Genomic DNA, 14,649 nt, shown 5'->3' with positions numbered 1-14,649 from the left:
AAAAATCTGAGAGGGCGACTTTCCGCTTTCATATTCCATTACAGCTTTAATTTTAAAGTCTGGATGATAAGTAATTGAACGTTCCGATACACGTAATACGTAAGGGTTATTCTCTAGCTCTTCAATTTGAGATTGGGTATATAAATGTTTACTCATAGTGTAAAATTCTCCGTCCGTAATAATTCTTTAATTATAAACGGGTTTTCTCACTTAGGACATAGAAAAACCCGAATAACGGTCACTTTTTATTAAGTGTCCATTATTCGGGTCATAGTTCAATAATATGGCAGTCCTTTTTTTTGCTAGTTTCCTCTGCCTTTTGAAAACGCACGAACTACCAAATCTGGGGATAAGCATTGGATTGCGCAGTAGCAATTTAGGTCAACTTCGATACAGAAGTCAGTTTTTCTGAGCTCCACATACATCGCATTCTCCAGTTTCAGGCATACTTCACGGTCTGGTTCTAGCACGGGTAAAGTAGCACAGCAACCACGAAGACTTTCTACTCGGAAGAATGGGCTGCGGAGGCAATCTTGTCGTAAACCCATCATTGCCGAATTCACTGAACACATCACATTTTTTTCAGTGAAAAGAAGGAAAGGATTTGTATCTCTGCCTGGTTTCACAACAGGATCTAATAAGTTGCACATCTGTCTTCAACAGCTTCTTGAGCATCTAGAATAGATTCAACAGCATCACATACGCAATTTCTGTCTTTGTCATTATGACTCATAAAGATTTCATCTATTTATTATTAATTAGACTTTATCTAGTCTCTTATAAGGTATGAAGTAGACATATATAATGTATGGGCTGTCGTCTATCTTTAAAAGAAAGGGCGTTCGCACAGGGATTGGATATATTTTCCTTTTATTGATACCATTTTTATGAAGCCGCATACCTTATGTAATAACAGTCTGTCATAAAGGAGGGAGAGTCAGATGACAGATAATATTCGTCTTGATGAATATACAAAAAAATTACTTGAAGAAAGAGAAAAAGAAGTTATCAAAAGAGATCCAATTAATGAAGAAAATATCGCAAAAGGGATAGGTCTAACATCCCCAACAAGTGCAGTTTCTACAGAAGAAACAAGAATATTAATGGAACATATTATGCAAAAAAACTTATTTAACACATCTAAATCCCAACCCCATAAGAAAAAGATTTTAGTATTAAAAAAGTTTTTTAAAATGAAACGAAATCAACAGGTTGAAGTGTATTCAGCAATAGGTGAGCAAACAAAGCTAACAATAGGAAAAGTTGCTGCGATTGGAAGAGATTTTGTAATGATTACAAACTTAAAGGACCGTATTTGGATTCCATATACAGCAATTGATTCGGCAAATATTCCTTATGGAATACCTTCTTATTCGAACTCACACCAGCATTATTTATTTGATAATGATTTACGCACAAAATTGATTACAAATTTTGGAGCAACAGTTGCATCCAGGGATACTCTAGTTCAGCAATTTTACGAGGAGTCATTACGAACAAGTTTAAAATCTTGGAAAGGTTCCTGGGTGGAAGTATTTTTAGAAAAGGAGAGTATTTCTGGGAAAATAACGGATACGAACGATGAAAATTTAACATTATCATTGTTAAATAAGAAGATTGAAATCCCTTTGAAAGAAATCTTATATATTGAAACCCTTCGATTCTTACAAATTCTTATAAGACTATTCAAATAGGGACCTAATTGAAAAAAATAGTTTGATTGCTTATGCAAGAATACTTGTATGGAATATATTACCAATAATTACCTTTAATCAAAGGAGGAAGTTCAATGAAAAATGGAAATGGAGAAGATTTTTTTAGAGATTTAGAGGATATGCTTGGTCAAGATATTCTCATTATTACAGAATCAACTCAGCTCAATATTCTTGGTCAAACGTTTCGGCCGATTTTCTGTGGAACAATTGCAGAAGTAGAAGGAGGCCATATTACATTAAATCCTGTAACAATAAAAATGGTTAATGCACCTTTTTTTCAGTTTCCAATACCACTAAGTATTCCAATTGAAAAAATTGTCGCTCTTACTACTGATTTTGATTGTGATACTGTATTCCCATTAACATAATAAGGAGGAAATTTACGATGCCAAAAAGTAATAACAATAGGCAAAAAAAGGAGTCTATTCCAGATATAAATGTAATGCGTGATCAAGCAATCGTTGATCATTTTGAAGATGGAATAGGTCAAAGAGTTTTGATTTTATCACCAGCTTTTCCATTTCTGTTTATAGGTACGATTCTAGATGTAATTGATGATCTTGTCGAGATTGATGTTGAAACTACACAAGTAGCCCAGTTAGAAGATCGAATTTGGCACATTCACATTCATAATATTGAAGTTTTTTTCATCGAGCGCGAAGATGGTCCACAAATTCCAGAATTAAAAGACATTCCATAAAAAAGGAGGAGAATGAATGAAACGTTCTTATCATGTCGTCGCTATTCCGATTCGTATCGTTGTGAATAACTTCGGCGAGCATGATCCAGATGGAAATATGTATGTATTAAAAGAAAACGAGTCAAAGGTTAAAGATCTTGTTCGCAAGAATCCCTTCACTACAGTAGACCTTGTGCAACCTCTCGTTATCCGTGCAAATGCAGGTGATACAGTAGAAATATTGTTTGAAAATAAAATGCCATTTGCCACAGGAATGCACTTTCAAGATGTTGATTATGATGTCCTAACGTCAGATGGAGCAGATGTTGGCTTTAATCCTGATACAACAGTTCAAACAGGAGAGACCATTTTATATCGACTACAAACAACAATCGAGGGAATTAGTAAATTTACAGATTTAGGAAATCCGTCAAGCGGTGAAAATGGGTCAAATATTCATGGTCTTTTTGGTGCATTACTTGTTGAAAAGCGAGGTTCCACATGGACAGATCCTATTACAGGAGGTCCCTTGAATAGTGGTATTTATGCTGATGTACACAACTCTCTATTACCTTCATTTCGAGAATATGCTTGGTTTTTTCATGATGAGTTAGAAGTAGATGATTTAACAGGTAACCGACCAATTAATCCTGTAACGAATCAGGATGCAGAGTCTTTTCAGGGAGTTAATTATCGGTTTGAACCAGAATATAACCGTGTAAGATTAATAGAAGAAGGAGTGGTTTGTCCAGATTGTGAAGGAGAAGAAGTTCATCATGACTCATGGGTGTTTGGTGACCCAGCTACTCCGATATTAAGAGGATATGTAGGTGACCCAGCGATGGTTCGATTAATCCACGGTGGTGAAAAGGAAACTCATGTATTCCATTATCATGTCCATCAGTGGTTTAGTGACCCGAAAAACTTAGACTCAGAAATATTTGATGCGCAAGCGATAAGTCCACAATCACATTATAATATTCAACCATTATACGGTCTTGGTAGTCTTCAAGGAGCATTTGGCGATGTCGTTATTCACTGTCACCTGTATCCACATTTTGCTGGGGGAATGTGGGGAATGAACCGGATTTTCAATACGTTACAGGATGGTAGTCAATGCTATCCAAATGGCGTTCCAATCGCTGCACTTCAACCATTGCCAGATCGACCTGCACCACCAAAACCAACAAAGAAACGTCCAGGGTTTCCAAACTTTATTCCAGGGAAGGTTGGGTGTAAAGCTCCAAGACCACCATTAGGTATTGTTGGCGGAAGGGAACTGACAAAGCTTGAGAAAAATGCAGCCGTTCGAAATGCGAGACCTGGGGCAGTGTTTGCTGATCCGTGTTTGAAAAATCCGAATATTTTAGAATTTAATGTATCAATGATTGAATTACCTATAATATACAACCGACAAGGCTGGCATGATCCTAATGGCAGAATCATGATATTAGATGAGGATATTGATGATGTTTGCAGTGGTAAAAAAGAACCTGAACCACTCGTCTTCCATGCCCCTGCAAACACCTGTCTCCGAATTAATTTTACAAATCGTCTTCCACACCTTTTGGGTGGGGATGCCTTCCAGCTCGTTACGAGAACGTATGAAACCGGAATGCACATCCACTTTGTTAAATTTGATGTTCTTGTATGTGATGGTGCAAATGTTGGCTGGAACTACGATTCAGGCGTGCTTCCTAATGAAACAATTCGCTATGAATATTTTGCAGATGTAGAACTAAAAGCATGGTTCATCCATGACCATCTGTTCCCTAATTCTCATCAACAACACGGAATCTTTGGTTCTGGAGTTATACACCCGCGTTTTACAAAAGTATTGGATTCCAAAACAGGTAAACAGACGAGACGTGGAACTGAAGTAACAGCAATTAACCCACTGATTCCAGACTACCGAGACTATGCATTGTTCGCACAGGATTTCTCTCTCCTTTTTGACAAAAATGGTAATCCACTTGAACCAGCTGCATTCCCAGGCTCGGAGGATGATCCAGGTGTGTTTGGAGTGAACTATAAAAATGAGCCGTTACAATTTCGTTTGGGTAAAGATAATGATCCAGCTTATTCTTTTAGTTCATTTGTTGCAGGTGATCCAGTTACACCTATTTTCAAAGCATATGAGGGAGATCCAATCCGTATCAGATTATTACAAGGTGCACAGGAGGAATCACATAGTTTTAATGTCCACGGTTTACGCTGGCTTCTTGAACGTGGGGATTTAAATTCCAGACTAGATTCCCAGCAGCATATCGGAATATCAGAGTCATTTACGATGGAAACCTTTATTCCTAGATCAGGAGACTATTTGTGGACATTTGAAACCGAAGAAGATCTTTGGCTAGGATTATGGGGTTTGATTCGCGCCTTTGATGAGGAAGTAGAAGATTTAATCCCATTACCAGATCGCGAGCCACCGCCAAAACGAACAAAATCATTACCGGAATGCACTGGAAACCCGCCGGGTCCACCAAAAGAGCAAGACAGAATACTAGAAATCGTCCCAGAGAGTGCACCAATTCGTCGGTATGATGTAGTCGCATTTCAAACAAATATAGTTTATAACTCATTTGGAGACCATGATCCATTTGGTATCGTGTTCGCGTTAAAAGAAGATATGAAGGATATTTTATCTGGCAAGAAAAATCCAGAACCACTAATTCTTCGTGGAAACCAAGGAGATTTAATTGAAGTTACACTTACTAGTTTATTAGAATTTGAAAAGTTTCCATTTAAAGATGGTATTTATCCTTATCCACGCGTAAAGGTACAGGCATTTTATCCACCATCACTACGAATTTCCTTACATCCCCAGTTACTAGATTACGATGTAAAGACCTCTAGCGGGGAGACTGTTGGTTTTAATCCAGACCAAACCGTGGGACCGGGTGAAACGATTACGTATCGCTGGTACGTAGATTCTCAGGTGGGTGTATGTCCAATATGGGATATGGCTGATATTCGGAACCACCGTTCACAGGGCGCATTTGGTGCATTTATTGCTGAACCGCGTGGAACCGAATATTTGGATCCTTATTCGTTAATGCCTGTGCAAACAGGTGCCAATGTAATTCTACGAAATCCATTCCTACCAGAAATACGAGAATTTACTTTATTAATGCATGATGGCGTAAGACTTTTAAACAAATTTGACGAAGTTATTCTTGATCCACCGGATGGTGTATTATTACCACCACCAGATGCTGAAATTGAAGTGGATACGTATGATGAGGGATCTCGTGGATTTAACTATCGGACAGAAAGACTCATTAATCGTTTCAACGTGCATCCAGATTTAGATGATTTATTTAGCTCAGACGTATTTGGTGACCCAGCTACTCCCGTATTTGAAGCATATGCTGGGGATCCAGTAACTGTTAGACTGGTCGTTCCGGCAGAGAGAAGGCGTTCGCATACGTTCCATATCCACGGTCACTATTTCCGGTTTGATGTGAAAGACATTGAATCAAGGGTTGAATCGTTTGTCGGATTTAATGTAATTGGTAACTCAAGGAATCTTGAGTTATTTTATGGAGCAGGAGGATTATATAAATTCCCTGGTGACTATATGTATCGTTCAGGAAACATGCTTTGGGATATTGAACAAGGAATGTGGGGGATTATTCGAGTACACGATAAACAACAGAAACATTTCCCTCCATTAAATAATTAGGAAAAATACGGGGGCATAAAGCCCCCATTTTAAACAAGGTGGTGAAACCATAATTGACAAAAAAAAATGAGTGTGTAGATTTTCGTTGTCCTGAATTTGTACCAGCAAATGCTCCTGATGATTTTTGTATCCCTGAGGATTGCTGTCCACGCCGAAAAAAGCAACCAAAGTTCCCTTCCCCAAACAGTTGTTTACCATTAGACGAGCTGGAGGAGTTAGAAGCAAGAATTGCTTTGGCAAACAATTTTCTGCTTGATCTTGCACTGTCTGAGCAGAGAGAACCAAATGAAATATTTCAAAGAGCGTTTGATGGACTTGTAGGTCAAAAAGTAAGTATCGAAATAGACTATCCTTTAGAACAAAATTCTGAAAAAAATACTATCAGAACAGGAAGAGTTTTTCTCGTTGGTTTCGATTTTGTTGTTATTCGAAATAGGAATGATCGCGAGGTCATCATCCAGTTTGAAAAAATAAAACTGATAAAATTGAATAAAGGTCGTTTTGCAGAACCAATCGATAAGCCACAACTCCTTGATATCGAACCTTGTCTTAGAAGAGGCATTACATTTAACTTCGGTGAAAAGGTTGCTTCCTCTCCAGAGCTAATCCAAATTTTCTTTAGGCTCCGGTTTACAATCTATATTCTTGTACTCGTTGGAAAAAAAGTGGAAATTGATATTGATGGTGAGAGTATGGTGGGAGTAATTAGTGAGTTTCATGAGGAATCACTCACAATTAATATGAAAGATAATCACCGTGAAATTCCGCTTAACAATATTTGTTTTATCACTGTACTAGCTTAAAAGGGTTGCACCATGGTGCAGCCTTTTATATCAAATAGCCTTTTTTAGAATCAATCGAAGGAGGAAAAAGAATGAAACGCCCCTATCATGTCGTCGCCATTCCAATCAGAATCGTAGTTAATAATTTCTGCGAGCATGATCCAGATGGAAATATGTATGTCTTAAAAGAAAATGAACGAAAAGTAAAGGAACTTGTTCGTAAAAATCCTTTTACTCCAGTGGACCTAGTCCAGCCACTTGTCATTCGTGCGAATGTGGGTGATATCGTAGAGATTTTTTTGAAAATAAATTACCTTTTTCAACCGGTATGCATTTTCAGGAAGTGGATTATGATGTACTAACATCGGACGGTGCGGATGCTGGCTTTAAGGATACATAACGTTAGCCCAACCCGTGATACTTATAACAACTTATTAGTTTATAGGCCATTCCGAAAGGTACAAATGCATGTTTCTTTAGGCAAGAAATGGTCAAAAAATAGATTTTTGAATTAATACAATTTTAATCCCTTTCTCATATCTTACTAGAGGAGGTTGTTCAAAAAAGTAAGGAGAGGTTTATGGATGAAAGGAGTAATACTAGCAGGTGGAACAGGAAGTAGGCTTAGGCCAATTACACGAATTATGAATAAGCATCTGCTCCCGGTAGGCCCATATCCGATGATTTATTGGCCCATTAAAAAACTAAAAGAAGCTGGTATCTTGGATATATTACTAATTACAAATGAGCATGATTTAGATGCTTTTAAGAAGGTTCTGGGAACAGGTGAAGAGTTGGGTGTTTCATTAACCTACAAAATTCAAAAAAACGCTGGTGGAATAGCAGAAGCATTAAACCTAGCAGAAGGATTTGTGAATAATGAAAAATTTATAGTCTTACTAGGAGACAATATTTTTCAAGATTGCTTGACACCGTATATTCAGTCATTTAAAAAGCAATCTGAAGGAGCAAGGGTTTTATTAAAACGTGTACACGATCCTGCCAGATATGGGATAGCTACCTTGGATGAGTCGAATAAACGGATTGTGTCAATTGAGGAGAAGCCTGAGAATCCCTCATCAGATTATTGTGTAACAGGCATTTATATGTACGGTCCTGAAGTATTTGACTTTATAAAGGTATTAAAACCCTCTGAACGTGGTGAATTAGAAGTTACAGACGTTAATAACTCGTTCATAATAAGTAATCAATTAAAGTACGACATTTTAAGTGGCTGGTGGATTGATGCAGGTACTCCTAAATCTTTGTATCTATCAAGTCATCTAGTCTATTGTGAAGAAAAGCTACAGAGAGAGGATGGAACAAATGAGGAAGATACCAACAAAGCTTAAAGATGTGTTTATTTTAGAACCAGATGTATATGGTGATCATCGTGGATTCTTTATGGAAAGCTATAACCTTAATAAATTTACAAAATTAGGTATAGATTTTGATTTTAAACAGGATAATCACTCCCTTTCTAAGGAAGCAGGAACGATACGTGGACTTCATTATCAATTACCCGATAAAGCTCAAACGAAGCTTGTAAGAGCCCTTACTGGAGCAATTTACGATGTTGTCGTTGATATTCGAAAAGGCTCTCCAACATACGGAGAATGGGTAGGTGTTATTTTAAGCGAGAGTAATAAAAGGCAAATTCTTGTACCGAAGGGGTTTGCGCATGGAATTTGTACTTTAGTTGAAAATACTCAAATCATGTATAAGGTTGATGAATATTATTCACCAGAACATGATCGCGGTATTGTTTGGAATGATCCAACTTTAAATATTGAATGGCCTGTAAAAAATCCGATTTTATCAGAGAAGGATCAAAGTCTACCATTATTAAAAGACGCAGAAAATAGCTTTTTATATTAATTTCATTTTCAGTAACTAAATCCAAGAAAGGTGGAGACGATGGAATCTACACAATCCAATGAACACATAATTTGGCATAAAGGGTCTATCACAAAAAATGATAGACAATCGTTAAATGACCATAAAAGCTTAATCATTTGGTTTACGGGTCTTTCCGGATCCGGTAAATCAACACTTGCGAATGCAGTAGAAAAAATATTATATTCAGAAGGTATACGCACATACTTGCTAGATGGGGATAACATTAGACATGGTATTAATAATAATCTAGGATTCAGTTCACAGGATCGGAAGGAAAATATTCGTAGAATTGCTGAAGTGGGGAAACTATTCGTTGATGCAGGAATCATCGTGTTAGTGGCAGTTATTTCACCTTATGCCGAAGATAGGGCTGCAGCAAGAAATATTTTTGGTAAAGATGAATTTATTGAGGTATTCGTAAATTGCCCGTTGAATGAATGCGAAGCACGTGATCCAAAGGGACTTTATAAAAAGGCAAGAACAGGTGAGATTCAGAACTTTACTGGAATTTCCCAACCATATGAAGAACCGGAGTCACCCGAAATAATAGTTGATTCAGTAAATTCTTCTTTATCAGAATCTACAAACCAGGTTTATCAATATATTAAAGGAAAATTAAATCTTAAAGGAACGAAAAAACACGGGCAATAATCCCGTGTTTTTCCTTTATTGTTTTGATTAATCGTGGCAGTTACATTCCACATCAGGGCCACAATTACAATCGTCCCTTAGTTCAACGGATTTAATTCCAGAAAATGGAACAATTAATGCTTTATCACGATTATTTTGTCTGCGCTTATTTCGGTTATTTCTTTGTTGTCTGCGATTTTCAATATTTTCATGATCTTCTCGGTCCTGGTGATTATCGTTATTCTCATTATTTCTTTGCTCTGTGGCTCCTCTAGGTTCAATAACCTCGGCTTCAATAAAATCGGATCCTACGAAGCAAATTTTAGCCTGAATCTTTCTTCCTCCTTCTAATTCTAGTTTTACTTTACAACCTACATGCTGTCGTAATCGGAAATTTAGTCCACCCTGTAGTCCACCAAGACGTAAGCGAAAATCATCGTCACAAATAATACGATCACAGATAAAATCATGGCGGTGCTTGTTGCGACAGTCATCACAATCACAATTATGGAAATTATCATGATGGTGGAAATCATTATGTCCATGATGATCAAAGTGATGGAATTGACCACGCTTTACTTTTCCACATTTATCACAATAAAAATGACTCATGTTATTTTTTCCCCTCCTTTAAAATATGATAACTATATTCTTTTTATCGTCATCGTCTTTCCTATTAAGTTTGTAAAGACGTTTTTGCAAATCCTGTAAATCTCGTAAATTTCGTAAGTCGTCTAAATCTAGGATTCTCTTAAGGTCCTGATTACGTAAGTCGTCAAGTCGATCATCTAACCGATCGTTTTCGATTCGCTTGCGTAGTGGTGGGATTTTCCCACGATTTCTACTATTGTTATGATTACTAGCTGAATGGTGAATTTGATTAAAATGACGACGATTCATATTGTTAGCATTAAAGCGGTCTTCTTTATTTTCATCTCTGTAATTGTTGAAACGACCATGATCATGGGAGTGTTTATAGTTTTGGTGACCGAATGAATGTTGATGATCAAAACCATCTTCATGGCAATTACAATGTTGATCGAAATTATGTGACAATTCATCTCGTCCTAACTTTTCCCCTTATTTTAGTTTATGTAAATGGAAGACTTGTGAAAGGTACAAATGCCTGAATTGCGAACAAGAAAATTCTTGTTCGCACAGCTTGAATTAACAGCAATGGTGGAAGTCATGTCGATTCCCACAAATTGGACGACAATGGCACGGTTTACAAGAAGGAATCACAATGACATAAGGAAGGACAGTGGAATCTACATTTGCATATTTTTTTTGTTCTGATTGCGGTATTTGTATTGATGTCCCCTTCATATCCCCTCACTTTAAAAATGTCATGATAGTTTATGAGATTGTAGCAACTCACGCATGTACGATTCCCTTGCTGTCGAAAAATCCATCCTTGCCTACATGGAAAAGCTTTTATCAAAGTTCCTTATCAAATGGTGAAAGCATAAGATATAGCGTGAAAATAAATAAATGGAAATGAGGTATGTTCATGTTTGAGGGGTGGTTAGAGTTCGCACTATTTGGTTTAGCAAGCTTTCGCTTAACTCGCTTAATTGTCTTTGATAAAATAACAGCATTTATCCGTAAGCCGTTTATCCATGAATATGAAGAGACTGATCCCGACGGTACAACTGCTACTTATGTTGAGGTCAAGGGGAAAGGATTACGAGCATGGATAGGTGAATTAATTAGCTGCTATTGGTGTACAGGGATTTGGATTTCTGCATTCTTATATGCGGGCTGGATAATATGGCCGATTGGTACTGAATTTATTATTGCTGTTTTAGCAATTGCGGGGATTGCAGCATTAATCGAAACAATCAATACAAAATTACTAGATTAAAAGCCTGTTTTTTGGTAAAGGTGAACCAGACATTAAGAAAAAACATAAACTAGTAAGAAAAAGGTCCAAAAATAATGGAGGAATCATTTATGAGAGATGAATATAAAAACGAAATAAAAGCTACAAGTGATAAGCGGGAAACAGAAAAAAAAGCGACAAAGAAAAGACGTGGCTGTGGGTGTGGTAGAAGAAGGCGTTCTAACGAAAGGTAGGCTCTGCTATAAGGGTCTACTTTTTTTTGCTAAAGGAGCCTAATTAATTACCTATTTCGAGGAAAATAGTTTTTTGTACCGTACATAATAGAGCGTTTTCTCATAAACTATAAAAAATATTTATTATTGCAAAGGATGTAATTATGATGGAGCAGTTACTAAAAATTCATCTTCATATGCCAAAAACAGCGGGAACTACTTTTAAAAGTATTTTAAGTAAAAACTACAGTGATGAAGAAATTCTAGATGTATATGAGTCATTTCAGAATCATAAAGAGGTAGTTGAAAGGTTAAAAAACATACAGCTTGATGTTGTGGAATGGCTTAATTGTCACTTATCCTTTGGAATTCACAAATATGTAGAGATACCCTCAACATATATCACTTTTCTCAGGGATCCTGTAGATAGAATTATTTCGGAGTATTTTTTTATTCTTAGACATGCAAATCACCATCTCCATAACAAGGTAAAGAAAATGAACTTGTTAGAGTTTCAAGGTGAACAAGTTAATATGAATAAACAATGTAAGATTATCTGTGGGAAGCCGTTGGAGGAAGCGTTAGAAGAGAATGAACACAAAAAGGCATCCGAAATAATCAAAGAACACTTTGCTTTTGTGGGTATCACAGAGCTTTTTACAGAATCAGTGTATCTAATGAAGAAAAAATTTAATTGGGATACCATTACCTATTCAAGAAAAAATGTTACTCAAAACAGGAATGGAATTTCAGATGAATGCATTCAAGCTATAAGAGAAAATAATCAAATTGATATAACACTGTATAATGCTGAAAAGGAACGATTAGAAAAACAATTATCTAGCCTAGATAAGAGATCTAAGAGGCAATTAAACCTCCTATTAAATCGTTACAAAATTAACTAGGTTTTTAACGGGGTGAAGACATGCAGAAATTTGATTACGTGATAGTAGGAGGGGGCATCATTGGTCTAACAATTGCACGTGAACTAAAATCTAGGATGCCAATGAAATCGGTATGTATTTTAGAAAAAGAGGAAGATGTTGCTTTCCATTCTAGCGGTAGAAATAGTGGAGTCCTCCATGCAGGTTTTTATTATAGCGCGGATAGTTTAAAAGCAAAGTTTACAAAAGAAGGTAATTTGGCAATGAAAGAATATTGTCGGGTTCATCATTTACCTATAAATGAATGTGGAAAACTTGTTGTAGCTACAAATGAGGCAGAACTGGATGGACTAAAGGAGCTTAAGCGAAGAGGGGACCTTAATGGTGTGGACTTAGAATGGGTAGCTGAGGATGAAATTTACAAGTATGATAAAAATGCAAAAACCTATAAAAAAGCACTCCATTCACCCTCAACCGCATCTGTTGATCCAAACTTAGTATGTCAGACGATGAAGAATGAACTGGTTGAAAAAGGAGTACAATTTTATTTTCAAACACAATATAGAAGAAAAGTAGATAATAAAATAGTCACAAACAAGGGTGATTTTTACTTTGATTATTTTATAAATGCTGCGGGTTTATACGCTGATCAGATTTCGAAGGAATTTGGTTTTGGTACAAAATATACAATTATTCCTTTCAAAGGAATCTATCTAAAATACAATATCGACCAGGAAAATGTCACAACTAATATCTACCCAGTTCCAAATTTAAATAATCCATTTTTAGGTGTCCATTTCACAAAAACCGTTGATGGCACAATAAAAATTGGTCCAACAGCCATACCAGCTTTTTGGCGTGAAAATTACAAGGGTATCGACCGTTTTCGTTTTAATGAATTTATTAGAATACTATATNNATATTATGAGACAAAATTATTTGTTAAAAATGCATTTAATTTTAGAAAACTTGCTTTTACAGAAATGAAAAAGTATCGGAAAAAGTACTTTGTTCATTTAGCAAAAAGCCTCGTAAATAAAATAGATGTAAAAGCATTTGATAAATCGATTCGCCCAGGTATACGTGCCCAGCTTTTAAATAAAGAAACAATGGAGCTTGTACAGGATTTTGTATTTGAAGGTGACGGGCAATCAATCCACGTGCTAAACGCGGTATCACCTGGTTTCACTTGTTCAATTCCATTTGCAAGCTATGTGGTGGATGAAATTTGTAAAAAACAACAAGGAAAAATAAATAATGAATGGAGGGACTCATAAATGAAGGAAATTTTAGTTACAGGTGCTGGAGGATATATTGGAAGTATTTTAGTTCCAAAATTATTAAAAAAGGGATACAAAGTTAAAGCAGTTGATCGATATTTTTTTGGGATAGATAAAATTTCAGAACATAAGAACTTAGAAGTCATTCAAGAGGATACAAGAAGAATGAAACCAGAGTATTTTGCGGGAGTAGATGCAGTAATAGATCTTGTTGCTGTTTCGAATGATCCAAGTGGCGAGCTCTTTATGAAGGCAACAAATGAAATTAATTATATTTCGAGGGTTAACACTGCATGTTTGGCTAAATGGCTAGGAGTTAAGCAATACATTTTACCATCTTCCTGTAGTTTATATGGATTTCAGGATAAGGACACAATAGTGGATGAACAATCACCGACAAATCCAATAACCGTATATGCAAAGGCGAATGAAAAGGCTGAACAGCATATTCTTCCGCTAGCAGATGAGGATTTTACTGTTACCGTTTTAAGGCAAGCGACTGTTTTTGGTTACTCACCTCGAATGAGATTTGACTTAGCAATAAATGGCATGACATATGGTGCATGGAAAGATGGTGTTATTCCATTAATGCGCGATGGAAGCCAATGGCGACCTTTTGTGCATATCGAGGATACAACAGATATCATGTGCCTTTTACTCGAAACTGACCCTACTTTAATAAATGGTCAAATTTTTAACGTAGGTTCAAATTCGAATAATTATCAGCTTGGAAACCTTGCAAATGAGATTGCAAACGCCTTACCAACAGATGTTCAAATAGATTGGTATGGAGATCCTGATTACCGTTCATACCGTGTAAGTTTTGATAAGATTGAAAAATTGTTAGGGTGGAAGGCGAAAAAGTCGGGTGCTGATGGTGCAATTGAAATCTATTCAAAGCTAAATAGTGGAGAATTAACAAAATCAGAGCAAACCATTACTCTTGATTGGTATAAGGATTTAGTTAAGTGGCACAAAATTATTAAAAATATTGAAATGTATGGAGGAATTCTTGATCTTTAGAAATAAGGGTGAAA

General features: G+C 36.4%; 15 protein-coding genes and 2 pseudogenes. 14 read left to right on the top strand and 3 right to left on the bottom strand.

All coding sequences use genetic code 11. The features are described 5' to 3' along the window. Positions 1-302 precede the first annotated feature (302 nt). Positions 303-733 (bottom strand): annotated as a pseudogene (locus tag V7097_RS19285) (CotY/CotZ family spore coat protein). Between the two features lie 208 nt (positions 734-941). On the opposite strand from V7097_RS19285, the gene V7097_RS19280 reads away from it, so the two are divergent. The 9 genes and pseudogenes from V7097_RS19280 to cysC all read left to right on the top strand — a co-directional run bounded on the left by V7097_RS19280 (position 942) and on the right by cysC (position 9,414). Further along, positions 942-1,694 (top strand): hypothetical protein, encoded by a 753-nt coding sequence (locus tag V7097_RS19280; protein WP_335705272.1) that lies wholly within the window; start codon positions 942-944, stop codon positions 1,692-1,694. A gap of 95 nt (positions 1,695-1,789) precedes the next feature. Continuing rightward, positions 1,790-2,083, top strand: coding sequence for a hypothetical protein (locus V7097_RS19275; protein WP_335705271.1), 294 nt, complete (start codon positions 1,790-1,792; stop codon positions 2,081-2,083). 17 nt (positions 2,084-2,100) lie between these two features. After that, positions 2,101-2,415 (top strand): hypothetical protein, encoded by a 315-nt coding sequence (locus tag V7097_RS19270; protein ID WP_335705270.1) that lies wholly within the window; start codon positions 2,101-2,103, stop codon positions 2,413-2,415. A gap of 16 nt (positions 2,416-2,431) precedes the next feature. Continuing rightward, positions 2,432-6,082, top strand: coding sequence for a copper oxidase (locus V7097_RS19265; protein ID WP_335705269.1), 3,651 nt, complete (start codon positions 2,432-2,434; stop codon positions 6,080-6,082). 53 nt (positions 6,083-6,135) lie between these two features. Then, positions 6,136-6,885, top strand: a complete 750-nt coding sequence (locus V7097_RS19260) for a hypothetical protein (protein ID WP_335705268.1) — start codon at positions 6,136-6,138, stop codon at positions 6,883-6,885. Between the two features lie 71 nt (positions 6,886-6,956). Beyond that, positions 6,957-7,252: pseudogene (locus tag V7097_RS19255) on the top strand (hypothetical protein); the annotation flags it as partial. Positions 7,253-7,448: 196 nt separating this feature from the next. Continuing rightward, positions 7,449-8,216 carry a sugar phosphate nucleotidyltransferase gene (locus V7097_RS19250; RefSeq protein WP_335705266.1) on the top strand — a complete coding sequence of 256 codons (768 nt, stop codon included), beginning with the start codon at positions 7,449-7,451 and terminating at the stop codon, positions 8,214-8,216. Then, a complete protein-coding gene (rfbC, locus tag V7097_RS19245) occupies positions 8,191-8,742 on the top strand; it encodes a dTDP-4-dehydrorhamnose 3,5-epimerase (protein ID WP_335705265.1) in 552 nt (183 codons plus the stop codon). Before V7097_RS19250 ends, rfbC begins: the two co-directional genes overlap by 26 nt. 39 nt (positions 8,743-8,781) lie before the next feature. Continuing rightward, positions 8,782-9,414, top strand: a complete 633-nt coding sequence (gene cysC / locus V7097_RS19240) for an adenylyl-sulfate kinase (RefSeq protein ID WP_335705264.1) — start codon at positions 8,782-8,784, stop codon at positions 9,412-9,414. A gap of 27 nt (positions 9,415-9,441) precedes the next feature. On the opposite strand, the gene V7097_RS19235 is transcribed toward cysC, so the two are convergent. Together V7097_RS19235 and V7097_RS19230 are read right to left on the bottom strand one after the other, a co-directional pair. Beyond that, on the bottom strand, positions 9,442-10,005 hold the full coding sequence (locus tag V7097_RS19235; RefSeq protein WP_335705263.1) for a hypothetical protein: 564 nt from the start codon (positions 10,003-10,005) through the stop codon (positions 9,442-9,444). Between the two features lie 18 nt (positions 10,006-10,023). Further along, the gene (locus V7097_RS19230) at positions 10,024-10,449 is read right to left on the bottom strand and encodes a hypothetical protein (RefSeq protein WP_335705262.1); all 426 of its coding nucleotides are present in this window, start codon (positions 10,447-10,449) and stop codon (positions 10,024-10,026) included. Positions 10,450-10,903: 454 nt separating this feature from the next. On the opposite strand from V7097_RS19230, the gene V7097_RS19225 reads away from it, so the two are divergent. From V7097_RS19225 to V7097_RS19205, 5 genes are all read left to right on the top strand, one after another. Beyond that, positions 10,904-11,257 (top strand): DUF1360 domain-containing protein, encoded by a 354-nt coding sequence (locus tag V7097_RS19225; RefSeq protein ID WP_335705261.1) that lies wholly within the window; start codon positions 10,904-10,906, stop codon positions 11,255-11,257. 89 nt (positions 11,258-11,346) lie between these two features. Further along, positions 11,347-11,469: a hypothetical protein gene (locus tag V7097_RS19220; RefSeq protein WP_335705260.1), complete on the top strand. Its 123-nt coding sequence runs from the start codon at positions 11,347-11,349 to the stop codon at positions 11,467-11,469. A gap of 146 nt (positions 11,470-11,615) precedes the next feature. Beyond that, a complete protein-coding gene (locus V7097_RS19215; RefSeq protein WP_335705259.1) occupies positions 11,616-12,353 on the top strand; it encodes a sulfotransferase family 2 domain-containing protein in 738 nt (245 codons plus the stop codon). Positions 12,354-12,373: 20 nt separating this feature from the next. Beyond that, a complete protein-coding gene (lhgO, locus tag V7097_RS19210) occupies positions 12,374-13,609 on the top strand; it encodes an L-2-hydroxyglutarate oxidase (RefSeq protein ID WP_335705258.1) in 1,236 nt (411 codons plus the stop codon). Continuing rightward, positions 13,610-14,635, top strand: coding sequence for an NAD-dependent epimerase/dehydratase family protein (locus tag V7097_RS19205; RefSeq protein WP_335705257.1), 1,026 nt, complete (start codon positions 13,610-13,612; stop codon positions 14,633-14,635). The last annotated feature ends 14 nt before the right edge of the window (positions 14,636-14,649 follow it).

Origin of the sequence: Bacillus sp. JJ1562 (assembly GCF_036962705.1) — a bacterium.
Lineage (GTDB): Bacteria > Bacillota > Bacilli > Bacillales > Bacillaceae_L > Ferdinandcohnia.
This window is presented reverse-complemented; position numbering and strand designations above follow the sequence as displayed.